The organism is Streptomyces sp. NPDC007084 (assembly GCF_040703595.1).
Lineage (GTDB): Bacteria > Actinomycetota > Actinomycetes > Streptomycetales > Streptomycetaceae > Streptomyces.
Genome location: NZ_JBEYFY010000064.1, coordinates 15,798 through 41,138, shown reverse-complemented (window position 1 = coordinate 41,138; position 25,341 = coordinate 15,798). Strand labels below are relative to the sequence as shown.

Here is a 25,341-nt window from a genome sequence, read left to right as displayed (position 1 = left end):
TTCCGTATCCGATTTCCTCGGCGCTTTCCAGGTTTCCGCTTCCGCGTTTCCCTTTCCGGCGAGTCCGACTCTATCAGATCCTTTCGGGCCCGATTCCCGGTCGGCCGGGTGTCTTTGGGCCGTGGAAAGCTTTCGCGTTTCGTCGGCCTTTCGACATTCACTACGTTAGCCGATTCCCTCGATGACTCATAATCGAGTTCCGCGAGTTCGAATTCAGGCATGCGGACATGCCGAATATGCCCCGGCGGAGGGGAAGTCGTAGGTAGTGGGTTGGCTGCTTCCGGCTGCTGGCTGATCGCCGTACCCGGTTCAAGCGGCTCGGGCTACATTACGGTTCCCGCAAGGGCGCGTCAAGTTGAGCGGCGGCGAGGTGCGTGGGCCCGATAGGGGCTCACCGTCGGGTCGTTGGCGATCCAGAACCGCCAGGGGTGGACACCCCCGTCGCCCGAGACGCCGGTGCGAGGGCCGCTGCTCACCTGGTCGGGAGGCACGGGCGTCCCGGTCAGCAGGGTCACGGGTGAGCCCTCGGGGCCGCAGGCGTCCGCGCCGTCGAGCGAGCGGTCGACGTCCAGTGCCGTGGCGAGGCGGGCCGGTCCTTTGGCCAGTTCCCTGTCGTTCCGGGCCGAGAGCCGACGTTCGCGGGCCAGTTCCGCGCCCGCCGTCACCTCGCCGGCCCTGAGGAGGACGCCGCTGGGCCGGCCGACGGGACCGCAGACCAGGTTCATGCAGTGCCACATGCCGTAGGTGAAGTAGACGTACACATGACCGGGCGGTCCGAACATCACCGCGTTGCGGGCGGTGCGACCGCGGTAGGCGTGTGAGCCGGGGTCGTTCGGTCCGTCGTACGCCTCGACCTCGGTGAGGCGCAGTTCGATGGGACCGTCCGGGGTGGCGCGTACGAGGAGACGTCCCAGGAGGTCAGGGGCCACCTCCAGGACGGGGCGGTCGAAGAAGTCCCGTGTCAGGGGCGTACGGTCAGGGGCCGCGATCATGGCGTCCGAGCGTAGTGCAGCCTGTCCGGTCCGTCGGGCGGTGGTGGCAGGGCCGAGGCGCGCGCTGCCGGCGGGCTGGTCAGGGGGCCGCTCCCTTGGAAGGGTGACGGCACGGAACCGGCCGGGGCCGGATCGCGTTTGTAGGGATCAAGGGATCCACACGGACACAGGACGGAACAGGCGTTGCCTGGGGAGGAAGTGACATGGGGTTCAAGCGGCTGCTTGCGAGCCTGGGGGCCGGCGGGGCCTCGGTCGAGACGGTGCTGACCGAGGCGAACACCGTGCCGGGCGGCGTCGTCCAGGGCGAGGTGCGGATCCAGGGTGGTTCGGTCGACCAGGCGATCGAGGGTCTGTCGGTCGGTCTGCAGGCCAGGGTCGAGGTGGAGGGCCACGACGACCAGGAGTACAAGCAGAACATCGACTTCGCGAAGCTGCGTCTCGGGGGCGCCTTCCAGCTCCAGGCCGGTGCGGTGCACGCGGTGCCGTTCGGTCTGGAGATCCCGTGGGAGACACCGATCACCACGATCGACGGGCAGCACCTGCGTGGGATGAACATCGGGGTGACGACCGAGCTGGAGATCGCCCGCGCGGTCGACTCTGGTGACCTCGACCCGATCAGCGTGCACCCGCTGCCCGCGCAGAAGGCGATCCTCGACGCCTTCATCCAGCTCGGCTTCCGCTTCAAGAACGCGGACATGGAGAAGGGGCACATCCGCAACACCCGTCAGCGGCTGCCGTTCTACCAGGAGATCGAGTTCTACCCGCCGTCGCAGTACCGCGGGCTGAACCAGGTGGAGCTGAGCTTCGTCGCGGACGACCGTGCGATGGACGTCGTCCTGGAGATGGACAAGAAGCCGGGTCTCTTCAGCGAGGGCAGCGACTCCTACCGCTCCTTCCAGGTGGGCCTGCACGACTTCCAGGGCACGGACTGGGCCGGCTATCTGAACCAGTGGCTGTCCGAGGTCGGCAGCAAGCGCAGTTGGTTCTAGGACTGTCCTAGGCTCGGACTCACAGATTCCGCCGTTCAGGAGGTATGACGTGACCGAGTTCGACAGGGCGCCGCTCCCGCACGCTTTCCATCCGCCGGTTCCGGCGTTCACGGTCACCAGTGAGGATGTCGCTCCGGGTGCCGTGCTGAAGGACGCGCAGGTCCAGGCCGCCGGGAACACCTCGCCCCAGTTGAGCTGGGAGGGGTTCCCGGCGGAGACCAAGAGCTTCGCCGTGACGTGCTTCGACCCGGACGCCCCGACGGGCAGCGGGTTCTGGCACTGGGTGGTGTTCGACATCCCGGCCTCCGTGACGGAACTGCCAGCGGGTGCGGGCAGTGGCTCGTTCGAGGGGCTGCCCAAGGGCGCGGTCCAGGCGCGCAACGATTACGGGTCCCGGGACTTCGGGGGCGCCGCGCCGCCCGCCGGGGACCCCGCCCACCGGTACGTGTTCACGGTGTACGCCGTGGATCAGGAGAAGCTCGGCCCCGACGCAAACGCCTCGCCGGCCGTGGTGGGCTTCAACCTGCGGTTCCACACGCTGGCGCGCGCCCAGCTCATCGGTGAGTACGCGGCTCCCGCGGAAGACTGACGTTCACGGAACGTTTGCCCGCCTCTGGTCTTGGAAGTGATCAGGGGCGGGCATTTTTATTGCGTTGTCCATCTCGGCGTGCCCGGCCAGAGTTGATCCCAGCCCGCCGCGGGTGGGCCGGTGCGCAGGAGGAGGTGGGCGGGATGCGGGACACGCTGGTACTGAACGCGAGCTTTGAGCCGCTGTCGACGGTGACGTTGAACCGAGCCGTCGTGCTGGTGCTGACGGACAAGGCCGTCGTCGAGCAGGCTCACCCCGAACTGCGCATGCGTGGGGCCGCTTTGGACATCCCCGTGCCGCGGGTGATCAGGCTCTGCCGCTATGTCCGGGTGCCGTTCCGAAGACAAGCGCCGTGGTCCAGGCGGGGTGTGCTGATACGCGACCGGCACAGGTGTGCCTACTGCGGTCGCCGTGCCACGACCGTGGACCACGTGGTGCCGCGTGCCCAGGGCGGTCAGGACTCGTGGCTGAACACGGTGGCCTCGTGCGCCGAGGACAACCACCGCAAGGCGGCGCGTACGCCGGAGCAGGCGCAGATGCCGTTGCTGCGGCAGCCGTTCGAGCCGACGCCGGCCGACGCCATGCTGCTCGCCCTCGGGCAGGACGACTTCGAGGCGCTTCCGGAGTGGCTGGCCCAGCCGGCCGCGTAGCCGGTGAATCCGCGTGGCCCGTGAGCGTACGCAAGTGAACGGCCGCCCGTGAGCGAGGGCTTGTGAACGAGGGCTTGTGAACGAGGGCTTGTGAACGACCGGGGCCCGCCTCCCTGCTGGGAAGGCGGGCCCCACTGTCGTCCGGCGTCCGGCGTGCGGCGTCAGTCCGTGATCGAGGGCTTCTCGCGGCGTTCGGTGCCGCCGCCGGAGTTCCCGGACGATCCGCTGTTGCCCGAACTCCCGCCCAGGCCGCCGAAGTTGCCCATGGCGCCGCTCAGGCCCTTGAGGGCGTCGCCGATCTCGCTGGGCACGATCCAGAGCTTGTTGGCGTCGCCCTCGGCGATCTTCGGGAGCATCTGGAGGTACTGGTAGGAGAGGAGCTTCTGGTCCGGGTCTCCGGCGTGGATGGCCTCGAAGACCGTACGGACGGCCTGGGCCTCGCCCTCGGCGCGCAGGGCCGCGGCCTTGGCCTCACCCTCGGCGCGCAGGATCGCGGACTGCTTCTCGCCCTCGGCGGTGAGGATCTGCGACTGCCGGATACCTTCGGCTGTGAGGATCGCGGCGCGCTTGTCGCGGTCGGCGCGCATCTGCTTCTCCATCGAGTCCTGGATGGAGGTGGGCGGCTCGATGGCCTTCAGCTCGACGCGGTTGACGCGGATGCCCCACTTGCCGGTGGCCTCGTCGAGGACTCCGCGCAGGGCCGCGTTGATCTCCTCGCGGGAGGTCAGGGTGCGCTCCAGGTCCATGCCGCCGATGATGTTGCGCAGCGTGGTGACGGTGAGCTGCTCGATCGCCTGGATGTAGCTGGCGACCTCGTACGTCGCGGCGCGCGCGTCGGTGACCTGGTAGTAGATGACGGTGTCGATGTTGACGACCAGGTTGTCCTGGGTGATCACCGGCTGCGGCGGGAAGGGGACGACCTGTTCACGCAGGTCGATGCGGTTGCGGATCGAGTCTATGAACGGGACGACGATGTTGAGGCCCGCGTTCAGTGTGCGCGTGTAGCGGCCGAACCGCTCCACGATGGCCGCGCTCGCCTGGGGGATGACCTGGATGGTCTTGATCAGGGCGATGAAGACCAACACCACCAGAATGATCAGGACGATGATGATCGGTTCCATCGATGCTCCCCGTACCCTTCTCCACTCGGTAATTCCGAAAGATCTTAAGGCTGTTGAAGATCTTGCTGGACGAGTCTGACAGAACGTCGTCTGCCGCGTGGGGCGTTCGGTTGACTTGCGTTGTACGAGGTCACATGACGATCGCCGTGGCTCCGTCGATGTCCACCACGTCGACTTGCTGGCCCACCTCGTAGGTCTGTCCGGCGTCGAGGGCGCGGGCCGACCAGATCTCTCCGGCGAGTTTGATCCTGCCGTCGCCCGAACCGTCCACGCGCTCCAGGACGACGGCCTGTTTGCCCTTCAACGCGTCGATTCCGGACGCGAGTTGGGGGCGCTGTGCGTTGTGCCGGGCGGCGATGGGGCGGACGACCGCGATGAGGGCGACCGAGACGACGACGAAGACGAGGACCTGGGCGACGATGCCGCCGCCGAGTCCCGCCACGACCGCCGCGGCGACGGCGCCCACGGCGAACATGCCGAACTCGGGCATCGCGGTCACCACGAGCGGGATACCCAGTCCCACGGCGCCGATCAGCCACCACACCCACGCGTCGATGTCGTCCACGTGGTCATGGTAGGTCCGCGCCCCCCGCGCGGACAGGGCGCGCGATCAACTCGCCTGCCGCGGTGGGGATGTGCGCGTCCGTACGCCGGTGGTGTCAGGCCATCGGGAGGCCCTGCGCGGTCCAGCGCTCGCCGACCTGCTCCACGACGAGCGGGAGGCCGAAGCAGAGCGAGAGGTTGCGCGAGGTGAGTTCGAGTTCCAGGGGGCCGGCGGCGAGCACCTTGCCCTGCCGGATCATCAGGACGTGGGTGAAGCCGGGGGCGATCTCCTCGACGTGGTGCGTGACCATGATCATGGAGGGGGCGATCGGGTCGCGGGCGAGCCGGCCGAGCCGGCGCACGAGGTCCTCGCGGCCGCCGAGGTCGAGACCGGCGGCGGGCTCGTCGAGGAGCAGCAGCTCGGGGTCGGTCATCAGGGCGCGGGCGATCAGGGTGCGCTTGCGCTCGCCCTCGGAGAGGGTGCCGAACCTGCGGTCCAGGTACTCGCTCATGCCGAGGCGGTCGAGGAAGGCGCGGGCGCGCTGCTCGTCGACGTCCTCGTAGTTCTCGTTCCAGCCGGCGGTCATGCCGTAGGCGGCGGTGAGGACGGTCTGCAGGACGGTCTGCCGCTTGGGGAGCTTCTCGGCGAGCGCGATGCCGGCGATGCCGATGCGCGGGCGCAGTTCGAAGACGTCGACCTTGCCGAGGGTCTCGCCGAGGATGGTGGCGGTGCCCGTGCTGGGGAAGAGGTAGCTGGAGGCGACGTTGAGCAGGGTGGTCTTCCCGGCGCCGTTGGGACCGAGGATGACCCAGCGCTCCCCCTCCTTGACCGACCAGGAGACCTGGTCCACCAGAGCCCGGCCCTCGCGGACCACGGATACGTCCTCCAGCTCCAGTACATCGCTCATGAGCGCGTTGTCTCCCATTGCAGTCTCGGCCGTCGCTTACGTCTGTGGACGCAGCCCCCAGGGAAAACCTACGCCACCGGTCGGCCACACCGTTCCATCGGCCGGTCCTTAGGGTGGAGGCATGCTCTCGGAACCACGCTCAGGACAACTCGCCGCATGGGGAAACGCCCTGTTGGCCGGACTTGTCTCGCCGGACGACGCCGTGCTCGCCATCGTCGGGGAGGACGCCGTGCACCGGGTCGACGGGCTGCCGGGCGAGTCGGGGCCCGTCGGGCTCACGCTCGCCCTCGGCCGGCTGCGCGCGCTCGGGGTGACCGGGCTGCGGGTGGCGCTGCCCGCGCCGGGTCATCCCCTCGGGCTCAGCGGGCCGCCCGCGTTCAACGCGCGGGCCCTCGAAGCCGAGGAGGCCGTCGTGTGCCACGGCTCGGCGCTGGGGCTCGTTCCGGAGGTGTACGAGGCCGGGCCCGCCGGTGATGTGCATGTCGAGGTGGTCTGGCACTGCCTCGCCGTCCGTGAGGCGCCGCCGGCGGACGTGCCCTCGCTCGGGGAGGCCGAGCGGGAGCTGGCGGAGGCGCTGCGCGAGGCGACGGATGTGCTGTCGCGGCTGGACGTGGCCGGCTCGGGGCCGGTCGCCGAGGCGGCGGTGGACGCGTACCGGGCGCGGGCCGAGCGCGGGCGGGAGGTGCTGGCGCCCGGGTACCCGGCGCGTGCGGTACGTGTGCTGGAGCTGGCCCAGCGGGTGGGGCTGCTGATCTCGGTCGCGTACGAGAACGGGCACGGCGGGGCGGTGAGCGCCTCGGAGATGGCCGCCCGCGCGGAGGCGCTGCGGCCGGTGGAGCGGACGGCGCGGCGGGCGCAGGTGGCCGCGTACAACGCGTTCGTGGAGGAGCGCGAGCGGGGCGTGCGCTGAGCGTGTCCCGGCGCTTTGCCTGCGCTGAGCGCGCCCGCTGCGGGGATGCGCAGCACCGCCCGCTTCGGGGGCGCTGAGCGCGGTCCGCCCCGGGAGGCGCTCAGCACTGTCCGCTCCGGGCCTGCGCTGAACGTCGGCCCCTGCGCGGATGCGCTGAGCACCGCCCGGCCGGGCCTGCGCTGAGCGTCGGACTCTCCGGGGGCGCGCTGAGCACCGCCCGCTGCGGGCCTGTGCAGCACTGACCGCTCCGGGGGTTCTCGTCCCGGTGTCCGCGGGCGGAGGTGGGCGCGCGGAAGAGCCCCGCGGCGCGTTCGGCCGCGGGGCTCTTCCAGGGGGCATGTCAGCCGTTGACGCCGGCGTTGCCGAAGGCCGGGTTGAGCAGGCCGATGACGTTGACGGAGTTGCCCACGACATTGACCGGGATGTGGATCGGGAGCTGGGCGACGTTGCCCGAGGCGACGCCCGGCGAGCCGATGGCCGCACCCTCGGCGCCCGAGTCGGCGACAGCGGCACCGGCGGAAGCGCCAGCGGCGATACCGGCGACGGTGATGGCCAGGGCGGCCTTCTTGGCGATGTTCATGAGAAGCGTTCCTCCTGCGTATACGAAACCGACCCGGCCCGCGGGTCGTACGCTGAGCAACGCCGGGGAGGCCCGGACGGCACGGGGGGCCGCCTCGATTGCCCCGTTCGATGCATTACCGCGATAAGCCGACAAACGGACCTGCCCTCGGGGAAGTCCCCGGGGGCAGGTGGGCGGAACCGTCCGGTGACCGACGTCAGCGGTTGAGGCCGAGGTTGCCGAAGGCCGGGTTGAGCAGGCCGATGACGTTCACGGTGTTGCCGACCGCGTTCACCGGGACGTGAACCGGGGCCTGGATGACGTTGCCGGAGACGACGCCCGGGGAACCCTGCGCCTTGCCGAGCGCCAGCGAGCCGTCGCTGGCCGAGGCCATGCCCGCACCGGCGGCGACCAGGCCACCGGCGACCATCGCGACAGCGGTGACCTTCTTCAGGTTCTTCACTTCTGAAACCCCTCCTTGCGAACACCGCGGCAGGATCGCCGCGGCACACCATGGAGAACGGCGGCCCCTCGGGGAGGTTGCGCCGTTCGGGGGACATACACCCGACGGTATGAATCTCATTCCGGCCCGGAACCGGACGGGCGGCCGGCGGTTCCGGAGCGTGCGCGAGAGGTGCGCCGGAGCGCGGTCTCGCTGGTGACGGGCGCGCGGCGGTCAGTTCGCGATCCCGTTGCGCACCGCCCAGAGCGCGGCCTGGGTGCGGTCGGCGAGGTCGAGTTTCATCAGGATGTTCGAGACGTGGGTCTTCACGGTCTTCTCGGAGAGGACGAGGACGCGGGCGATCTCCCGGTTGGAGCGGCCGTCCGCGATCAGCCCGAGCACCTCGCGTTCCCGCTCGGTGAGGGAACCGCCTCTCCCCTGGCCCGAGTTGGCCTCCTCCTGGGACAACAGGGCGCCCGCGACCTCGGGTTGCAGGAGGATGTGTCCGGCGTGCACGGAGCGGATGGCGCCGGCCAGCGCGTCCGGGTCCACGTCCTTGTACACGTAGCCGGCGGCTCCGGCGCGCAGGGCGGGCACCACGGTGCGCTGCTCGGTGAAGCTGGTGACGATCAAGACGCGGGCGGGGTTGGCGAGTTCGCGGAGTTTTCGCAGCGCGTCGATGCCGTCCATGCCCGGCATCCTGACGTCCATGAGGACGACGTCGGGCCTCAGCTCCTCGGCGCGGGCGACCCCCTCGGCGCCGTCGGACGCCTCTCCGACGACCTCGATGTCGTCCTGCACTTCGAGGAAGGTGCGCAGGCCCCGGCGGACGACCTGGTGGTCGTCGACGAGCAGCACCTTGATTGCGTCAGCCACCAGGGACCTCCATCTCGATCGTGGTGCCCTTTCCGGGCGCCGATTCCACGGTGAGCGTGCCGCCGACCCCGCCGGCCCGGTCGCGCATCGACACCAGGCCGAGGTGGCGGCCGGCGGTGCGGGTCGCGGCGGGGTCGAAGCCGCTGCCGTCGTCCACGATGTGCAGGACGGCGCCGGGGCCGCGCTTCTCCAGGGTGACGTCGACGTTCTCGGCGCCGGAGTGGCGCAGCGCGTTGTGCAGCGCCTCCTGGGCGACGCGCAGCAGCGCCTCCTCCTGGGCGGCGGGCAGCGCCCGCACTCCGCGCCCGGCGAAGGTGACGCGAGCGGAGTGGGCGCGGTCGAGGACCTGTATGTGGGTGCGCAGGGTGGCGACGAGGCCGTCCTCGTCGAGGGCGGCGGGGCGCAGCTCCACGACGGCGGCGCGCAGTTCGTCGGCGGCCTCGGCGGCGAGGGCGGCCACGTGCTGGAGTTCGCCCTTGGCGCGGCAGGGGTCGCGGTCCACGAGGGTGGCGGCGGCCTGGGCGGTGAGGCGCAGGGAGAACAGCTTCTGGCTGACGGCGTCGTGCAGTTCGTGCGCCAGGCGGGAGCGCTCCTCGGCGATGGTCAGCTCTCGGCTGCGCTCGTAGAGGCGGGCGTTGGTGAGGGCGATGGCGGCGTGCTGGGCGAGGATCGTGAGGAGTTCCTCGTCGTCCTCGGTGAAGCCGCAGCCGGCGCCCGCGCCCGCGGTCGCGGAGGCCGCGGACCCCTCGGAGGCGGCGGACCCCTCGGAGGACGTGCACGGCCCGGAAGCGGCGGACGCCTCGGAACCCGTGGCCGCCTCCCCCGTGGTGGGCCGGCGTTTGTTCGCGAGGAAGAGCGCGCCGATGGTCTCGTCGCCGTCGCGGATCGGCAGGCCGAGGAAGTCGGACATATCGGGGTGGGCGGAGGGCCAGCCCTCGAAGCGGGGGTCCTCGCGGACGTCGGCGAGGCGCTGGGGGCGGGTCTCGCCGAGCATCGCGGCAAGGATGCCGTGCTGGCGCGGGAGCGGGCCGATGGCCTTCCACTGGGCGTCGCTGACACCGTCCACGACGAACTGGGCGAAGCCCCCGTGGTCGTCGGGCACGCCGAGGGCCGCGTACTGCGCGTCGAGCAGCTCGCGGGCCGAAGCGACGATCGTCTTGAGGACGTCGCGCACTTCGAGGTGCCTGCTCATGGCCAGCAGCGCGGTGCTCACCGCGTACAGGCCCGACCGGGGTCCTTGGCTCATGCCCCCAACGTACCGGCGGGCGGTGACAGCGCGTATCGGGCCGGTGATGGCGCCGGCCTGGGCCGATGGACCTAGGTCCACCTCCGGTCGGCTGCCCGTCCGGTCCTAGGACGAAGGGCCCCTGATCGTTGCGGCCCGCGTCCGAGGCGTCGGGGCGGGCCGGGTTCCTAGCGTGAGGGCATCCGCCGGAGGGCGGGTCGTGGACGAGGGGACGGACGTCATGCCGGTAGCGATCATCACGGGAGCCTCGAAGGGACTGGGACGGGCGCTGGGCGCGGCCCTGGCGGAGCGCGGCTGGGATCTGGTGCTGGACGCCAGGACGGCTCCATTGCTGGAGGAGACGGCGCTGGCCCTGTCGGCGTACGGGACGCGGGTGGAGGCGGTGCCCGGGGATGTGACGGACGCCGGTCACCGTGCCGCGCTGGTGGCGGCGGCCGGGAAGCTGGGCGGGGTCGACCTGCTGGTCAACAACGCGAGCGCGCTGGGCGCCGAGCCGTTGGTACGCCTTGAGGAGCTGGATCTGGCCGGGCTGCGGCGGGCGCTGGAGGTGAACGTGGTCGCCGCGCTGGGTCTGGTGCGGGAGGCGCTGCCGCTGCTGCGGGCGGCCGGGGCGGGCGCGGTCGTCGCGGTCAGTTCGGACGCGGCGGCGGAGGCGTACGAGACGTGGGGCGGTTACGGGGCCTCGAAGGCCGCCCTGGACCAGCTGTCGGCGGTGCTCGGCGTGGAGGAGCCCGGGCTGCGGGTCTGGGCCGTGGACCCCGGGGACATGGGGACGGACCTCTACCGGGCGGCCGTACCGGACGACGACGGTCCGCGGCCGTCGCCGGAGCGGGTGGTCCCGGCGTTCCTGCGGCTGCTCGACGAACGGCCGGCCAGTGGGCGCTACGCGGCTCCGGCGCTGCTGGAGGAGCGGTGACGACGGCGACGGGGGTGCCCGGGGCGGGGCGTGGGCGGACCTGGGGGCCGGTTCCGGAGGGGTTGTCGGCGCGGGTGCCGGCCGAGCAGCGGGGTCCGGGCCGCGACCGGGATTCCGTACGGCTGCTGGTGTCGCGTGGCCGTGCGGTGTCGCATCACGCGTTCGCGGAGCTGCCGCGGCAGCTCGCGGCCGGGGATCTGCTGATCGTGAACACGTCGGCCACCCTGGCGGCGGCGGTGGACGGGCTCGTCGGGCACGCGCGCGTGGTGGTGCACTTCTCGACGCGCGGGGACGACGGGCGGTGGGCCGTGGAGCTGCGGGAGCCCGACGGGGCGGGCACCACGCGCGCGCGTGCGGGCGGGCCCGCGGGGACAGTGGTGCGGCTGCCCGGGGCCGTACGGCTGGTGCTGGAGGAGCCGCTGAGTCCGCGCGGGCCGCGGCTGTGGTGGGCGCGGGTGGCGGCGGGAGCGGACGTACTGGGGGTGCTGCGCCGGTTCGGGCGGCCCATCCGTTACTCCTATACGGAGCGGGACCAGCCGCTGTCGGTGTACCAGACGGTGTTCGCGCTGCCGTCCGAGGACGGGGCGGGCAGCGCGGAGATGCCGAGCGCGGCGCGCCCCTTCACCGCGCGGATGGTGGCGGAGCTGGTGAGCCGGGGGGTGCAGTTCGCGCCGGTCACGCTGCATACGGGGGTGGCGTCGGCGGAGGCGCACGAGCCGCCGTATCCGGAGCCGTACGCGGTGCCCGAGGCGTCGGCCCGGCTGATCAACGCGGCGCGGGCCGGCGGGGGCCGGATCGTCGCGGTGGGCACGACGGCGGTGCGGGCCGTGGAGTCGGCGGCCGGGGCGGACGGGCTGGTGCGGGCAGCGCGGGGGTGGACGGATCTGGTGGTGACCCCGGAGCGGGGGGTGCGCGTGGTGGACGGGCTGCTGACCGGGCTGCACGAGCCGGAGGCCTCGCATCTGCTGATGCTGGAGGCGGTCGCCGGGCGGGCCGCCGTAGACCTCGGCTACGAGGCGGCGCTGGCCGGGCGCTACCTCTGGCACGAGTTCGGGGACGTGCACCTCATCCTCCCGGAGGAGGCCCCTCACACAGAGCGTTGCGCCAGCAACTCTTGGTGAGATGGAGCCCTGCCCGATGTGAGCCCGCACATAGGGTGCACATCACGTACGAACGGACATAGGAGACAAGCGGACCCTGAATGAGCGGGGCAGACATGCCAGTCTGCCCCGTTTTGCCCTTTCCGTCTCCACTACCGGGCTTCGTACGTCACACCTTTGCCTCAGCATTTTGCGGCCGCTAAGAATTGCCCTCGTCGCTCAGCGCCTCGGGTTCCGCCCCGGGGCGTTCGTCCGGAAACGCAACGAAGCACTGTCCCCTCGGACCGCGAGCGACCTCCGCGCTATTCGAAGAGGTCAACAGTCATGCCCAAGAACATCACCACTCCTGGACATAGTCCGAAGCTGACCAAGCTCCACAAGCTTTCGATCGCCGGTGTGGCCACCCTCGGTGCCGCCACCCTCGCGTTCTCCCTGGTGCCGGACAACTCCCACACCACCACGGACGACGCCGCCGCCACCGCGAAGGTCGCCTACAGCGACCAGCAGATCAAGGACGTCAAGGCGAGCGTCACCGACCAGCTGGCCGGCGCCGACCTGAAGGCCCAGGCCATCGCTGCGAAGAAGAAGGCCGACGCGGCGAAGAAGGCGGCCGACGCCGCGGCGAAGAAGAAGGCGGCCGAGGCGGCCGCCGCCAAGAAGAAGGCCGCCGCCCAGGCCGCCGCGAAGAAGAAGGCCGACGAGGCCCGCTCCAAGGCCGCCGCGAGCCGCTCCTCGCAGCGCGTCAAGGTCCAGCCGGTCGCCGCCAAGACGTACGCGAACAACCTGGACGGCTGGATCCGCCAGTCCCTGGACATCATGAAGGCCAAGGGCATCCCGGGTTCCTACAACGGGCTGCACCGCAACATCCTGCGGGAGTCCTCGGGCAACCCGATGGCCATCAACAACTGGGACATCAACGCGATCAACGGCATCCCCTCGAAGGGTCTGCTGCAGGTCATCCCGCCGACCTTCAAGGCGTACCACGTGGCCGGCACGTCGTGGAACATCTACGACCCGGTCGCCAACATCACCGCCGCCGCCAACTACGCGGCCGACAAGTACGGCTCGATGGACAACGTCAACAGCGCGTACTGAGGGCCGAGCGCGGAGCTCCCGTCACAGACGCCGAAGGGCGGCACCCCGGACCGGGGTGCCGCCCTCGCGCTCTGTCCGGCGCCGCCGCGCGGCGGACCCTGGACCCTACTTGCGCATGACCTCGGGCTCGTGGCGGCGCAGGAAGCGCGCCACGAGGAAACCGCAGGCCACGCCGAGCGCGATCAGCGCGATCATGTCCATGGTCCAGGCCCCGGCCGTGTGGTCCCACAGCGGGTCCGTGTTCGTCGGATCGTCCTGGTTCGGGAAGATGTTGTTGAAGTCCAGCGTGGTGCCCGACGCGGCGACCGCCCAGCGGGCCGGCATCAGATACGAGAACTGGTTGACGCCCGGAGTGCCGTTCAGGATGAACAGGCAGCCGGTGAAGACGACCTGGACGATCGCGAACATGACCAGCAGCGGCATCGTCTTCTCGGCGGTCTTCACCAGCGAGGAGATGACCAGGCCGAACATCATCGAGGCGAAGCCCAGCGCCATGATCGGGATGGTGAGTTCGACCTTGGGCAGACTCTTGAGGATCAGGCCCTCGTCCGGGACCGTACGGCTGCCGAAGCCGATCGCGCCGACCAGGGCACCCTGGAGCAGGGTGATCACTCCGAGGACGATCACCTTCGACATCAGATACGCCGACCGGGACAGGCCGGTCGCCCGCTCCCGCTCGTAGATGACCCGTTCCTTGATCAGCTCACGGACGGAGTTGGCCGCGCCCGCGAAGCACGCGCCGACCGCGAGGATCAGCAGGACCGTCGTCGCCGTGCCGTTCGCGACATGGACGCCCGAGGGCAGCACCTTCTCGTTGACCAGCAGGGTCTTGCCGTTGTCGATGAGCAGGCTCACCGAGCCGAGCACCGCCGGCAGGATCACCGTCAGCGCCAGGAAGCCCTTGTCGGACGCGATCACCGAGGCGTAGCGCCGGATCAGCGTCGTGAGCTGGGAGCCCCAGCTCTGCGGCTTCGGCGGCTTCATCGCCTGCGCCGGCGGCATCTGCGTCGACTGCGGGGCGACCGCGTCGATGTCCGCGGCGTACATCTGGAAGTGCTGCGAGCCCTTCCAGCGGCCCGCCCAGTCGTAGTCGCGGTAGTTCTCGAACGCGGAGAACACGTCGGCCCAGGTGTCGTAGCCGAAGAAGTTCAGCGCCTCCTCCGGCGGGCCGAAGTAGGCCACCGCGCCGCCCGGGGCCATCACCAGGAGCTTGTCGCAGATCGCCAGCTCGGCCACCGAGTGCGTGACGACCAGGACCGTACGGCCGTCGTCCGCGAGGCCGCGCAGCAACTGCATGACGTCGCGGTCCATGCCCGGGTCCAGGCCGGAGGTCGGCTCGTCCAGGAAGATCAGCGACGGCTTGGTCAGCAGCTCCAGGGCCACCGACACACGCTTGCGCTGGCCGCCGGAGAGGGAGGTGACCTTCTTCTCCTTGTGGATGTCCAGCTTCAGCTCGCGCAGCACCTCGTCTATCCGGGCCTCGCGCTCCTGGCCGGTGGTGTCCGCGGGGAAGCGCAGCTTGGCCGCGTACTTGAGGGCCTTCCGCACGGTCAGTTCCTTGTGCAGGATGTCGTCCTGCGGGACCAGACCGATGCGCTGCCGCAGCTCGGCGAACTGCTTGTAGAGGTTGCGGTTGTCATAGAGGACGTCGCCCTGGTTGGCGGGGCGGTAGCCCGTGAGCGCCTTCAGGAGCGTCGACTTCCCGGAGCCCGACGGGCCGATCACCGCGATGAGCGACTTCTCGGGCACGCCGAAGGAGACGTCCTTGAGGATCTGCTTGCCGCCGTCGACGGTGACCGTCAGGTGGCGGGCCGAGAAGGACACCTCACCGGTGTCGACGAACTCCTCCAGCCGGTCCCCCACCAGCCGGAAGGTGGAGTGGCCGACACCGACGATGTCGTTCGGCCCGAGCAGCGCCGAGCCGCCCTTGGCGATCGGGATGCCGTTGACGTACGTGCCGTTGTGCGAGCCGAGGTCGCGGATCTCGAAGCGGCCGTCCGGCGTCGCGTGGAACTCGGCGTGGTGCCGGGAGACCTGGAGGTCGGAGACCACCAGTTCGTTCTCCAGGGCACGGCCGATGCGCATCACGCGTCCCAGCGAGAACTGGTGGAACGTCGTCGGGCTGCGGTCGCCGTAGACCGGCGGCGCCCCCGCGCCACTACCGGGTCCCTGCTGCTGCGGGATGCCCGCGGCCTGCCGCGGCGGCTGCTGCCCGCCCTGGGCCGGAGCCTGCTGCGGAGTCGGCTGCTGAGCCCAGCCGGCGCCCGCGCCCTGCGCCGCGTACGGCTGCTGCTGCGCCTGCTGCGCCGGGGCCGCCGTGCCGGACAGGCTCAGCCGCGGCCCGTCCGTCGCGTTGCCGAGATGTACGGCCGACCCGGGGCCGATCTCCGTCTGGTGGACGCGCTGCCCCTGTACGAACGTCCCGTTGGTGCTCCCGTGGTCGTCGATGACCCAACTACGGCCGTTCCAGCTGATCGTGGCGTGCCGCCAGGACACCCTGGCGTCGTCCAGCACGATGTCCCCCTGCGGATCACGTCCGAGGGCGTAGGACCTGGAGGCGTCGAGCGTCCAGGTCCGTCCATTCAATTCCAGTACGAGTTCCGGCACTCCAGCCCCACTGTGTTGTCCCCCGAGTTACCCCCAGCACAGGGAGTCTAGGGATGTCGAACATCGTGGGGAACTATTTCAGTAGGAGCCCCCTGACCGAAAGTCGGGCCGCGGGAACGACGGGTACGGGCGGGTTGCCCGTTTCCGTTGACGGGGTTGAAACCGGCCCGGAGAGTGGTAATCCCCCGCGAGGGGGACATCCGCGGGGAGACCGCGGCGCGGATCGGGGGGTCGGACGATGGGCGACACAACCGTGCACCACGGCGCAGGCGCCGGGCGGGTGCCGGGGGGTACCGGGCAGGTACGGGGGCGTGCCGGGCGGGTGCCGTGGGGGGACGTGCTGCTCTCCGCGGTCGCCGCCGTGAGCTGGGCGCTGATCGGCATGGCGGGCACCGCGGCGCTCGGGCTGCGTCTGCTCGGGGCGGACGCGGCGGGCTCGCTCGGGCCGATGACCGCGGCCGTCGTGGCCCTCGGGGCGAACGGTTCGGTGACGCCCTCCGGTGACGTGTCCGCCTTCGGCCTCGACGGGGCCGAGGCGCACACCGCGATCCAGATCACGCCCCTCGGCGTCGGGCTCGTCGGCGCGCTCCTGATGGCCTGGCTCTTCCTGCGGTCCTTGCGCGGGGCGGGAGTTGTGATCGCGCCGACGGAACTCCTCGCCCGCGCGGGCTCGGTGATCGTCCTCTTCGTCGCCACCCTGGGCGGGCTCGCCTGGGCCGGCCACGACGTCATCACCATCGACGGCGGGAAGCTCGGGCTCGACAAGGTCACCGGCGGTGGGGCCAAGGGCGGCGGGCTCGGGGACATCACGGACAAACTGCCGGGCGGGCTGGGGGGACTCGGCGATCTCGGGGGGCTGCTGCCGGGCAAGGTCGGCGACCTCGTGAAGGCGAAGGCGGCCGTCGGCTTCTCCGTCGACACCGCGCCCACCCTCCTGGGCGGAGCCGCCTGGGCCGCCGGTGTCCTGCTGATCGCCCTGCTCGCCTCCCGGCGCACGCCCCTGCCGCCCGGCTGGGACGCCGTGCACCGCGTCGTACGTCCCGCCGTGGCCTCCCTCGTCGCCGTCCTGCTCGTCGCGGTCCTCGCCGGGCTGGCGGCGGCCGCGTACGCGGCGGTCGGTGACGAGCATCCGCGGCGGATCGCGGGAGCGGCGCTGCTCGGCGCCCCCAACGGGGTGTGGCTCGCCGTCCCCCTCGGGCTCTTCGTCCCCTGGGACGGCCGTGCCACCGGCGCGCTCGCCACGCTCCTGCCCGACCCCCTCGACCGCCTCCTCGACGGCGCCGCCGACCGGCCCGTCACGCTGGGCCGGCTGGCCGAACTCGACGGCCGCGTCTGGCTGTTGGCCGTCGGGACCGCGCTCATGATGCTGTACGCGGGCGTCCTGACGGCCGTGCGTACGCCAGTTGTACGGGGTGGGGGTGCCGTTGCTGCGGGGGCACCGGGTCGTACCGATGAACGGGGCGGGGGTGCCCTGCGGTTCGCCGGTCTCTGCGCACTCCGGCTCGGCGTCGTGACCGCGCTGGCGCTGCCGCTGCTCGCCTGGCTGACGGACGTGTCGGTGGACGCGTCGCTGTCCGTGCTCGGCTTCGACGCGTTCGGGGCGGGGGTCCGGCTTCACGGACGGCTGGGGATGGCGTTGCTCCTCGGCGCGGTGTGGGGCGCCGGGGCCGGGGGCGTGGGGGCGTTGCTGGCGTGGGTGAGTGGGGTGGCGGGGCGGCGGGTGGTGGCCCCGGGTGGGGTGGGGCCCGGGGTGGGAGCCGAGGTGGGATCGGGGGTGAGCGCCGAGGTGGGTGAGGAGGCCGGGCCTTATCGGCCGCGGGGGCCGTACCGGGCGCCCAATCCGGACACGAATCCTTATCTGAGGGTGCCGGAGGAGTTGCGGGCGGCGGAGCCGGAGGATCGGCGGCCGGGGGTGGGGCGGGAGTCCGACCCGGGGTCCGGGTCGGGGTCGGGGGCAGGGGGCGGGGGTGGGGCTGGGGCTGGGGCTGGGGCTGGGGATGTGTACGGGGCGCCGACGGTGGTGCGGCCCGTGGGGCCGGGGCCTGGGCCTGGGCCTGTGCCGAAGCGGCGGTCGGACGGGGCTGAGCCTCCGCCGCCGCCGGGGGCGCCTCCGCCTCCGCCTCCTCCGGGGAGTCCTCGGCGTTGAGGCCGGGCGAGCGCCCGGGGGCGGTGGGTGGGTCGGGGCCGTGCCGGTACATCCGGTCGTCGCCGCCGGATCAGACGTGAGTCGAGAAGCGGGACCTGCTCGATCCGAACGTAAGCGACGACCATCTGATGTACCGGCACGGCCCCTCCCGCCGGTGGGCGACTGCGGGCCGACATTTCCAGCCGGAGAGTTTCAGCCTCTCCGGCGTCTGAAGGGCCGGCGGCGAAAGTATTAGCCCCTCCGGCGTTTGAGGAGCGGGGGTCTGGGGGCGGAGCCCCCAGGTTCGGGTTGGGTAGGGGCGGAGGGGGCGAGAGAAGGTTGGGGGGGTGGGCTCCGCCGGGGGTGCGGCGGAGCGGGGCGGGACTCGGAAGCAGGGGGCCCGGGACGGGGGCACTCGGGGGACCTGGATGTTGCCGAGTGTTCCCTGTCCGTCAGGCGGACCAGACGGGCGGACGCCACACCCCGCCCGATACGGTGGGACCACCATGAGCGCTTCGCAGACCCCCGATGTCCCCACCCTCCTCGTCAAGATCTTCGGCAAGGACCGCCCGGGCATCACCGCCGGACTCTTCGACACCCTCGCCGCCTACTCCGTCGACGTGGTCGACATCGAGCAGGTCGTCACCCGTGGCCGCATGGTGCTGTGCGCGCTCGTGACCGAGCCGACGCCGGGCTCGGAGGGTGATCTGAGGGCCACCGTCCACAGTTGGGCGGAGTCGATGAAGATGCAGGCGGAGATCATCTCCGGCCTCGGCGACAACCGCCCGCGCGGCTCCGGACGTTCGCTGGTGACGGTCCTCGGACACCCTCTCACCGCCGAGTCCACGGCCGCCATCGCCGCCCGGATCACCAGGACCGGCGGCAACATCGACCGTATCTTCCGCCTCGCCAAGTACCCGGTGACGGCGGTCGAGTTCGCGGTGTCGGGTGCCGAGACCGAGGCGCTGCGCACCGCGCTGGTGACCGAGGCCGCCGCTCTCGGCGTGGACATCGCCGTCGTGGCGGCGGGCCTGCACCGACGGGCCCAGCGCCTCGTCGTGATGGACGTCGACTCGACCCTCATCCAGGACGAGGTGATCGAACTCTTCGCCGCGCACGCCGGATGCGAGGACGAGGTCGCCGAGGTGACCGCCGCCGCGATGCGCGGTGAGCTGGACTTCGAGCAGTCCCTGCACGCACGCGTGGCGCTCCTCGCCGGGCTGGACGAGTCGGTCGTCCAGAAGGTCCGCGAACAGGTGCGGCTGACCCCCGGCGCCCGCACCCTGATCCGTACGCTGAAGCGCCTCGGCTACCAAGTCGGCGTCGTGTCGGGCGGGTTCACTCAGGTCACCGACGATCTGAAGGAGCGGCTCGGGCTCGACTTCGCCCAGGCCAACACCCTGGAGATCGTCGACGGCAAGCTGACCGGCAAGGTCACCGGGGAGATCGTGGACCGGGCCGGCAAGGCGCGGCTGCTGCGCCGGTTCGCCGCCGAGGCCGGGGTGCCGCTGGCCCAGACCGTGGCGGTCGGCGACGGCGCGAACGACCTGGACATGCTGAACGCCGCGGGCCTTGGAGTCGCCTTCAACGCCAAGCCGGTGGTCCGCCAGGCGGCGCACACCGCGGTGAACTTCCCGTTCCTCGACACGGTGCTCTATCTGCTGGGCGTCACCCGTGAAGAGGTCGAGGCCGCCGACATGCACGAGGACGCCGACGCGCGCTGAGACGCCGTACGTTACGCGCGCACAGGCGAGGGGCCCGGCACCTGGTGGTGCCGGGCCCCTGTACGTGTCAGCGGCGGGTCATTCCGTGGGCGCCCAGTACTCGGTGAGGGAGGCCGATCCCGGTTCCAGCGATTTCCAGGGGCCGTCGAACGAGAGCACCGCGAAAGCGGCGGTGTGGAAGCCCTGGGCCTTCATGCGTTCGCGGGTGTCGTCCTCGGACTGGCCGGCCAGGATGTCGGCGAGGCCGTGCACACCCGGGTTGTGACCGATGAGGATCACGCTTCGCACGTCGTCCGGGGTCTCGTTCAGTACCGCGATCAGTTCGCCGGGCGAGGCTTCGTAGATCCGCTCCTCGTAGACGGTTTTCGGCCGGTGCGGGAGTTCCTGGACCGCGTGCTTCCATGTCTCGCGGGTGCGCACCGACGTGGAGCAGAGGGCCAGGTCGAAGGGGATGCCGGTCTCGCCCAGTCTGCGGCCGGCGACGGCGGCGTCCATGCGGCCCCGGTCGGCGAGCGGCCGCTCGTGGTCGGACATCTGCGGCCAGTCGGCTTTCGCATGCCGGAAGAGGACGATCCTGCGGGGTTCTGCGACGCTCATGCGTCCCAGCTTCGCACGAAACATGCCGCGAGGCGCAGGGAGTTGACGTGCTCCCCCGGCATGGGTGACGGCCTCCCCCGTCAGGGGTGATGCCGCGCCCGAGAGCGGTGCGGCGGTCGCTCCGGGTGGCCTCGGTGGCATGGACCGGCCGGGTGGCGCGTGATGCCGTAGTGGCGGGATGTGCCAGAGATCCCCGTCGAGTGTGTCAGAGGTCCCCGTCGGATGTGTCAGAGGTCCCCGTCACTCCGCCGTGTGCAGCACCGTCTGGATTCGCTCGAACACGTGAGTGATGGCCGGGTCACCGCTCGTCGCGTGCGCGTCCGAGGGGTTCAGGATCATCAGCAGGAGCGCGATGAAGGCGAGCGTCGGGAGCGCGAGGGCCCACCAGGGCAGGCGGGTGTCCACGGGGCCGGGCGTCGCCGGGTGGATCCGGGTGTGCGTACGGGCCGACATGCCGCCTCCGTGGGTCTTCGAGTCCGCGGCCGCCTCTCGCGGCCATGCTTCGAAGGTACGGAGCGCGCGGGCCCCAACCCATCCGGTGATCCACCCAGTTGACCCTGACACTCACCCCCTAGGGGACGGGGGGTTAGCCCTACCCCCGGCCCGTTCCGGGCGTGGCGGGCCGGCCGAGCGGCGGGGCGTTCACGGCGACGCGATGGAGGCGATGACGCCGATGATCACCGTGATGGCCAGCATCGCGCCGAGCACGAGCAGCAGCTTCTTCTGGCCGTTCTGGGGGTTCGGGTCGAGCACAGGCATGCGGTCAGTCTCGCACCCCGGGCCGGGCCCGGCGCCGCCGGGTACCGGTTCACGGGCACCCGTCCGCGGGCACCCGTTCGCACCGGGCCGGTTCATTCGCGGAGGCCGGTTCAAAAGGGGCACGGTTCGCAGAGCCCGGGTCACCGGGGCCCGCGGTTCACACGGTCCCGCGGTTCGCAGGGCCCTGTCGCCGGGCGCGGTCAGCCGGTCAGCCGGTCAGCCGGTCAGTTCGTCCTCGACCGTCCGGTTGCGGCCCGCGAGGATGCCGACGCCGATCTGCGGGATCATCAGGCCGGCCATCAGCGCGAGCGGCAGACCCCAGCCGCCGCTGTGCTGGTAGAGCACGCCGACCAGGAGCGGGCCGGGGATCGACAGCAGGTAGCCGGTGCTCTGGGAGAAGGCCGACAACTGGGCGACCCGGGCGCCGGTCCTGGCCCGCATGCCGACCATGGTGAGGGCCAGCGGGAAGGCGCAGTTGGAGATGCCGAGCAGGACGGCCCAGGCCCAGGCGCCGGCCGCCGGGGCCAGGTAGAGGCCCGCGTATCCGGCGAGTCCGCAGACGCCGAGGGCTACCACGATGGGGCCCTGGTGGGGCAGGCGGGTGGCGAGGCGCGGGATGACGAAGGCCAGCGGCACACCCATCACCATGGTGACGGCGAGGAGCAGTCCGGCGGTGCCCGCGGCGACGCCCGCGTCCCGGAAGATCTGCGCCATCCAGCCCATCGTGATGTAGGCGGCGGTGGCCTGGAGGCCGAAGAAGACGGCGAGCGCCCAGGCCGTACGACTGCGGGTGATGCGCGGTACGGCGGCCCCCCGCGGAGCCGGCGCCGGGTCCGGGGCGACGGACCCGGGAGCGGTGTCCCGCGCGCGGACGAGCGCGATCCACGGGAGGACGGCAGCCGCGGCGAGGGCCGCCCAGACCACGAGTCCGGCCCGCCAGGAGCCGCCCAGGGCGTCGGTCATGGGCACGGTGACGGCGGCGGCGACCGAGGTGCCGAGCGCGAGGGCCATCGAGTAGAGGCCCGTCATGGAGCCGACCCGGTCGGGGAACCAGCGCTTGACGATGACCGGCATCAGGACGTTGCTGACGGCTATGCCCATCAGGGCGAGCGCGCTGGCGGCGAGGAATCCGGCCGTGCCGCCGACGAAGGGGCGCAGCGCGAGCCCGGCCGTGATGGCGGCCATGCCGGCGCAGACGACGGCGGCGGGTCCGAAGCGGCGGGCGAGCCGGGGGGCCGTCACGCCGAAGACGGCGAAGCAGAGCGGCGGCACGGAGGTGAGCAGACCGGCGACGCTGCCGCTCATGCCGAGCCCGTCGCGCACCTCTTCGAGGAGGGCGCCGAGGCTGGTGATGGCCGGGCGCAGGTTCAGCGCGGTGAGGACGATGCCGGCGACCACGAGGCGGGTCGCCCACGCGCGCGGGGCGGGCGGCCGGGGTGCCGTGCTCTCGGTGGGGCGCTGTGTGGTGGGGGACGTCATCGTCGTCCGGGTCTCCTCGCTTGCCATGTGGCCCATCATAGAATCATGGGATGATTGGCTGTCCAATCCCGCTGCGTTAATCTCCGGATCTCCGGCCCGCGCGACCGACCGCACCCGGGCCCGTACGAAGGACCGTCATGCCGTTGAGCCATCCCCGCCGTTCGGCGCTGTCCGAGCAGGTCATCGCCGAGCTGCGGAACCAGATCACCTCGGGCGAGTGGCCGGTGGGCTCCCGTATCCCCACCGAGCCGGAACTCGTCGACCAGCTCGGGGTCGCGCGCAACACCGTGCGCGAGGCCGTCCGGGCACTGGCGCACAACGGTCTGCTGGACATCCGGCAGGGCTCGGGCACCTACGTCGTGACGACCAGCGAGCTGGCGGGCGTGATGCACCGCAGGTTCGCGGACGCCGATCCGCGGCACATCGCCGAGCTGCGGTCCACGCTGGAGTCGAGCGCCGCCGCACTGGCCGCCGAGCGGCGCACCGAGCGCGATCTGAAGGGGCTGGACGCCCTCCTCGTACGCCGGGAGGAGGCCTGGGAGTCGGGGGACGCGGAGGCCTTCGTGACGACGGACGCGACCTTCCATCTGGCGGTGGTGGCCGCGTCGCACAACGACGTCATGACGGCGATGTACGCGGACCTGGGCGAGGTGCTGCGCGACTGGCTGCGCGAGGACGTGGGCGCGGAGCTGACTCCGGAGAGTCATATGGACCACGCCCGGCTCGTGGACGCGATCCGCGCGGGCGCGGCGGAGGAGGCGGCCGAGGAGGCGGGGAGTTACGCGTTCATGTGCCGGCCGGGGCGGCTGGACACCGGGCGCCGGGCTCCGGGGACCCGCCGGGGCTGAGCGCGGGGAGGGCCGGGCGGACAGGTGCCGCGCCGTGTGGGCTCGAAGGCGGGCCCGGCCGGCCGTCGGGGGGCGTGCGGTGATCCGGAGGACCTGGCCGGGGGCGTCAGGTGCCGTGCGTGATCCGGAGGACCCGGCCGGCCGTCGGGGGCCGTGAGGACCCGGCCGACCGTCGGGGGCCGTGCGTGATCCGGAGGACCTCGCCGGGGGCGTCAGGTGCCGTGCGTGATCCAGACCGCGCGGATCTCCTTCCAGCACCGCCCCGTCAGCCGGACGGTGCCGGCGGGTGCCACCTCGGCGGGGGCGCTGTCCGTGTCGATGTCCCACCAGCGGGCGCACTCGACGTGCAGTCGGACGCTGTCGGGGTCGACATAGGGGTTGTGGCAGTAGGCCACGACGTGTGAGCCGGTGACGGTGGTCCGGCAGTCGGCGCCGAACGGCTGGGACCGCGAGGAGCGTGCGGGGCCCGCGCCGCCCTGGTCGCCGAGGGTCCGGGGTATCGCTTCGGACGGTACGGCCGTCACCAGGGCGACAGCGGCGAGCGCCGGGGCAATGCGGCGGGACAGGCGCACAAGGGGACCTCCTCGGCCGTACGGCTGCGGGGCGGTGCGTTCTCCCAGACTGCGTGCCGCGGTACCCGGGGCGCCCGGCCGAATAGGCCGAACGGGGGACGCCCCGCCCCCCGCGAGCCGCGGGGAACGGGGCGTCCGTACAGGCGTGAGCGCTACGCGCCGATGGCGTGCAGGCCGCCGTCGACGTGGATGATCTCGCCGGTGGTCTTCGGAAACCAGTCGCTCAGCAGGGCGACGACGCCCTTGCCCGCGGGCTCCGGGTCCTTGAGGTCCCACTCCAGGGGGGCGCGGGAGTCCCACACCGCGGCCAGCTCGCCGAAGCCCGGGATGGACTTGGCGGCCATCGAGCCGATGGGGCCCGCGGAGATGAGGTTGGAACGCACGTTCTGCTTGCCCAGGTCGCGGGCGAGGTAGCGGTTGGTGGCCTCCAGGGCGGCCTTGGCCGGACCCATCCAGTCGTACTGCGGCCACGCGTACTGCGCGTCGAAGGTGAGGCCGACGACCGAGCCGCCGTTCTGCATCAGCGGCAGACAGGCCATGGTCAGCGACTTCAGGGAGAACGCCGAGACGTGCATGGCCGTGGCGACCGACTCGAACGGCGTGTTCAGGAAGTTGCCGCCGAGCGCGTCCTGCGGCGCGAAGCCGATGGAGTGCACGACGCCGTCGAGGCCGCCCAGCTCCTCGCCGACCAGGTCGGCGAGACGGGCCAGGTGCTCGTCGTTGGTGACGTCCAGCTCGATGACCTTGGTGGGCTTCGGGAGCTTCTTGGCGATGCGCTCGGTCAGCGTCGGCCGCGGGAACGCGGTCAGGATGATCTCGGCGCCCTGCTCCTGGGCCAGCTTGGCGGTGTGGAAGGCGATGGAGGACTCCATCAGCACACCGGTGATCAGGACGCGCTTGCCCTCGAGAATTCCGCTCATGGTGATCAGTGACCCATTCCCAGTCCGCCGTCAACCGGGATGACGGCTCCAGTGATGTACGAGGCGTCGTCCGAGGCGAGGAACCGCACCGTCGCGGCGATCTCCTCGGGCTTCGCGTAACGGCCCAGCGGCACCTTCGAGACGATGTTCGCGCGCTGCTCCTCGGTGAGCGCCTGCGTCATGTCGGTGTCGACGAAGCCGGGGGCGACGACGTTGAAGGTGAGGTTGCGCGAGCCGAGTTCCCGGGCGAGCGAGCGCGCGAGGCCGACCAGCGCGGCCTTGGAGGCGGCGTAGTTCGCCTGGCCCGCCGAGCCGAGCAGGCCGACCACCGAGGAGATGAGGACGACGCGGCCCTTCTTGGCCCGCAGCATGCCGCGGTTGGCGCGCTTGACGACGCGGAAGGCGCCGGTCAGGTTGGTGTCGACGACCGAGGTGAAGTCCTCCTCGGACATGCGCATCAGGAGCTGGTCCTTGGTGACGCCGGCGTTGGCGACGAGGACCTCGACCGGGCCGTGCTCGGCCTCGATCTCCTTGTAGGCCTGCTCCACCTGCTCGGTGTCGGTGATGTCGCACTTGACCGCGAGGCACCCCAACTCCGTCAGGGCGGCCGGCGGCTCGCCGGACCGGTATGTGATCGCGACCTTGTCGCCCGCGTCGGCGAACGCGCGGGCGATGGCGAGGCCGATGCCTCGGTTGCCTCCGGTGACGAGAACCGAGCGGCTCAACGGATCACCCTTTCGATAGCGGACTGAAACCCTGCGAGCAGGAACCCCC

Annotated in this window: 26 protein-coding genes; 10 read left to right on the top strand and 16 right to left on the bottom strand. The window is 71.5% G+C overall.

Annotation, left to right across the window (positions count from 1 at the left end):
• Positions 1 to 350: 350 nt before the first annotated feature.
• Complete coding sequence (locus tag AB0912_RS31290; RefSeq protein ID WP_366705817.1) at positions 351 to 992, bottom strand: DNA-3-methyladenine glycosylase; 642 nt, start codon at positions 990 to 992, stop codon at positions 351 to 353.
• Between the two features lie 203 nt (positions 993 to 1,195).
• Between AB0912_RS31290 and AB0912_RS31285 the strand changes: the two genes are divergently transcribed.
• From AB0912_RS31285 to AB0912_RS31275, 3 genes are all read left to right on the top strand, one after another.
• Positions 1,196 to 1,981, top strand: a complete 786-nt coding sequence (locus AB0912_RS31285) for a sporulation protein (RefSeq protein WP_366705815.1) — start codon at positions 1,196 to 1,198, stop codon at positions 1,979 to 1,981.
• A 49-nt stretch (positions 1,982 to 2,030) separates the two neighbouring features.
• On the top strand, positions 2,031 to 2,570 hold the full coding sequence (locus AB0912_RS31280; protein WP_366705813.1) for a YbhB/YbcL family Raf kinase inhibitor-like protein: 540 nt from the start codon (positions 2,031 to 2,033) through the stop codon (positions 2,568 to 2,570).
• A 143-nt stretch (positions 2,571 to 2,713) separates the two neighbouring features.
• Positions 2,714 to 3,220, top strand: a complete 507-nt coding sequence (locus AB0912_RS31275) for an HNH endonuclease (protein WP_366705811.1) — start codon at positions 2,714 to 2,716, stop codon at positions 3,218 to 3,220.
• Positions 3,221 to 3,381: 161 nt separating this feature from the next.
• On the opposite strand, the gene AB0912_RS31270 is transcribed toward AB0912_RS31275, so the two are convergent.
• The 3 genes from AB0912_RS31270 to AB0912_RS31260 all read right to left on the bottom strand — a co-directional run bounded on the left by AB0912_RS31270 (position 3,382) and on the right by AB0912_RS31260 (position 5,792).
• A complete protein-coding gene (locus tag AB0912_RS31270) occupies positions 3,382 to 4,341 on the bottom strand; it encodes an SPFH domain-containing protein (protein WP_366705809.1) in 960 nt (319 codons plus the stop codon).
• A gap of 130 nt (positions 4,342 to 4,471) precedes the next feature.
• Positions 4,472 to 4,906 carry an NfeD family protein gene (locus tag AB0912_RS31265; protein ID WP_366705807.1) on the bottom strand — a complete coding sequence of 145 codons (435 nt, stop codon included), beginning with the start codon at positions 4,904 to 4,906 and terminating at the stop codon, positions 4,472 to 4,474.
• A 94-nt stretch (positions 4,907 to 5,000) separates the two neighbouring features.
• Entirely contained in the window at positions 5,001 to 5,792 is a 792-nt protein-coding gene (locus tag AB0912_RS31260) for an ABC transporter ATP-binding protein (RefSeq protein WP_366705805.1), read from the bottom strand.
• A gap of 121 nt (positions 5,793 to 5,913) precedes the next feature.
• Here AB0912_RS31260 and AB0912_RS31255 point away from each other — a divergent pair, with 121 nt between their 5' ends.
• Positions 5,914 to 6,702, top strand: a complete 789-nt coding sequence (locus AB0912_RS31255; protein WP_366705803.1) for a hypothetical protein — start codon at positions 5,914 to 5,916, stop codon at positions 6,700 to 6,702.
• A gap of 340 nt (positions 6,703 to 7,042) precedes the next feature.
• Here AB0912_RS31255 and AB0912_RS31250 read toward each other — a convergent pair whose 3' ends face one another.
• From AB0912_RS31250 to AB0912_RS31235, 4 genes are all read right to left on the bottom strand, one after another.
• Positions 7,043 to 7,282: a chaplin gene (locus tag AB0912_RS31250; RefSeq protein WP_366705801.1), complete on the bottom strand. Its 240-nt coding sequence runs from the start codon at positions 7,280 to 7,282 to the stop codon at positions 7,043 to 7,045.
• 196 nt (positions 7,283 to 7,478) lie between these two features.
• Positions 7,479 to 7,724, bottom strand: coding sequence for a chaplin (locus AB0912_RS31245; RefSeq protein WP_366705799.1), 246 nt, complete (start codon positions 7,722 to 7,724; stop codon positions 7,479 to 7,481).
• A gap of 213 nt (positions 7,725 to 7,937) precedes the next feature.
• A complete protein-coding gene (locus AB0912_RS31240) occupies positions 7,938 to 8,579 on the bottom strand; it encodes a response regulator transcription factor (RefSeq protein WP_366705797.1) in 642 nt (213 codons plus the stop codon).
• Complete coding sequence (locus AB0912_RS31235; RefSeq protein WP_366705795.1) at positions 8,572 to 9,825, bottom strand: GAF domain-containing sensor histidine kinase; 1,254 nt, start codon at positions 9,823 to 9,825, stop codon at positions 8,572 to 8,574. The genes AB0912_RS31240 and AB0912_RS31235 overlap by 8 nt, the downstream gene beginning before the upstream one ends.
• A 220-nt stretch (positions 9,826 to 10,045) precedes the next feature.
• Here AB0912_RS31235 and AB0912_RS31230 point away from each other — a divergent pair, with 220 nt between their 5' ends.
• The 3 genes from AB0912_RS31230 to AB0912_RS31220 all read left to right on the top strand — a co-directional run bounded on the left by AB0912_RS31230 (position 10,046) and on the right by AB0912_RS31220 (position 12,936).
• Positions 10,046 to 10,741: an SDR family oxidoreductase gene (locus AB0912_RS31230; RefSeq protein WP_366705793.1), complete on the top strand. Its 696-nt coding sequence runs from the start codon at positions 10,046 to 10,048 to the stop codon at positions 10,739 to 10,741.
• The gene (locus AB0912_RS31225) at positions 10,738 to 11,862 is read left to right on the top strand and encodes an S-adenosylmethionine:tRNA ribosyltransferase-isomerase (RefSeq protein ID WP_366705791.1); all 1,125 of its coding nucleotides are present in this window, start codon (positions 10,738 to 10,740) and stop codon (positions 11,860 to 11,862) included. The genes AB0912_RS31230 and AB0912_RS31225 overlap by 4 nt, the downstream gene beginning before the upstream one ends.
• A 303-nt stretch (positions 11,863 to 12,165) precedes the next feature.
• Positions 12,166 to 12,936 carry a transglycosylase SLT domain-containing protein gene (locus AB0912_RS31220; protein WP_366705789.1) on the top strand — a complete coding sequence of 257 codons (771 nt, stop codon included), beginning with the start codon at positions 12,166 to 12,168 and terminating at the stop codon, positions 12,934 to 12,936.
• A gap of 105 nt (positions 12,937 to 13,041) precedes the next feature.
• Here AB0912_RS31220 and AB0912_RS31215 read toward each other — a convergent pair whose 3' ends face one another.
• On the bottom strand, positions 13,042 to 15,543 hold the full coding sequence (locus AB0912_RS31215) for an FHA domain-containing protein (protein WP_366705787.1): 2,502 nt from the start codon (positions 15,541 to 15,543) through the stop codon (positions 13,042 to 13,044).
• 382 nt (positions 15,544 to 15,925) lie between these two features.
• On the opposite strand from AB0912_RS31215, the gene AB0912_RS31210 reads away from it, so the two are divergent.
• Entirely contained in the window at positions 15,926 to 17,689 is a 1,764-nt protein-coding gene (locus AB0912_RS31210; RefSeq protein WP_366705823.1) for a streptophobe family protein, read from the top strand.
• A gap of 485 nt (positions 17,690 to 18,174) precedes the next feature.
• Complete coding sequence (gene serB, locus AB0912_RS31205) at positions 18,175 to 19,392, top strand: phosphoserine phosphatase SerB (RefSeq protein ID WP_366705785.1); 1,218 nt, start codon at positions 18,175 to 18,177, stop codon at positions 19,390 to 19,392.
• Between the two features lie 78 nt (positions 19,393 to 19,470).
• On the opposite strand, the gene AB0912_RS31200 is transcribed toward serB, so the two are convergent.
• The 4 genes from AB0912_RS31200 to AB0912_RS31185 form a co-directional block, all read right to left on the bottom strand.
• Complete coding sequence (locus AB0912_RS31200; RefSeq protein WP_366705783.1) at positions 19,471 to 19,989, bottom strand: histidine phosphatase family protein; 519 nt, start codon at positions 19,987 to 19,989, stop codon at positions 19,471 to 19,473.
• Between the two features lie 240 nt (positions 19,990 to 20,229).
• Positions 20,230 to 20,442 carry a hypothetical protein gene (locus AB0912_RS31195; RefSeq protein ID WP_366705781.1) on the bottom strand — a complete coding sequence of 71 codons (213 nt, stop codon included), beginning with the start codon at positions 20,440 to 20,442 and terminating at the stop codon, positions 20,230 to 20,232.
• A gap of 189 nt (positions 20,443 to 20,631) precedes the next feature.
• On the bottom strand, positions 20,632 to 20,748 hold the full coding sequence (locus tag AB0912_RS31190; protein WP_358853437.1) for an SGM_5486 family transporter-associated protein: 117 nt from the start codon (positions 20,746 to 20,748) through the stop codon (positions 20,632 to 20,634).
• 216 nt (positions 20,749 to 20,964) lie between these two features.
• On the bottom strand, positions 20,965 to 22,254 hold the full coding sequence (locus tag AB0912_RS31185) for a CynX/NimT family MFS transporter (RefSeq protein ID WP_366705779.1): 1,290 nt from the start codon (positions 22,252 to 22,254) through the stop codon (positions 20,965 to 20,967).
• Between the two features lie 110 nt (positions 22,255 to 22,364).
• Between AB0912_RS31185 and AB0912_RS31180 the strand changes: the two genes are divergently transcribed.
• A complete protein-coding gene (locus AB0912_RS31180; RefSeq protein WP_366705777.1) occupies positions 22,365 to 23,075 on the top strand; it encodes an FCD domain-containing protein in 711 nt (236 codons plus the stop codon).
• Positions 23,076 to 23,287: 212 nt separating this feature from the next.
• Here the strand turns inward: AB0912_RS31180 and AB0912_RS31175 are convergent, their stop codons facing one another.
• From AB0912_RS31175 to fabG, 3 genes are all read right to left on the bottom strand, one after another.
• A complete protein-coding gene (locus tag AB0912_RS31175) occupies positions 23,288 to 23,647 on the bottom strand; it encodes a hypothetical protein (protein ID WP_366705775.1) in 360 nt (119 codons plus the stop codon).
• Positions 23,648 to 23,799: 152 nt separating this feature from the next.
• Positions 23,800 to 24,567, bottom strand: a complete 768-nt coding sequence (fabI, locus tag AB0912_RS31170) for an enoyl-ACP reductase FabI (protein WP_366705773.1) — start codon at positions 24,565 to 24,567, stop codon at positions 23,800 to 23,802.
• 5 nt (positions 24,568 to 24,572) lie between these two features.
• Positions 24,573 to 25,292, bottom strand: a complete 720-nt coding sequence (gene fabG, locus AB0912_RS31165; RefSeq protein ID WP_366705771.1) for a 3-oxoacyl-[acyl-carrier-protein] reductase — start codon at positions 25,290 to 25,292, stop codon at positions 24,573 to 24,575.
• Positions 25,293 to 25,341 lie beyond the last annotated feature (49 nt).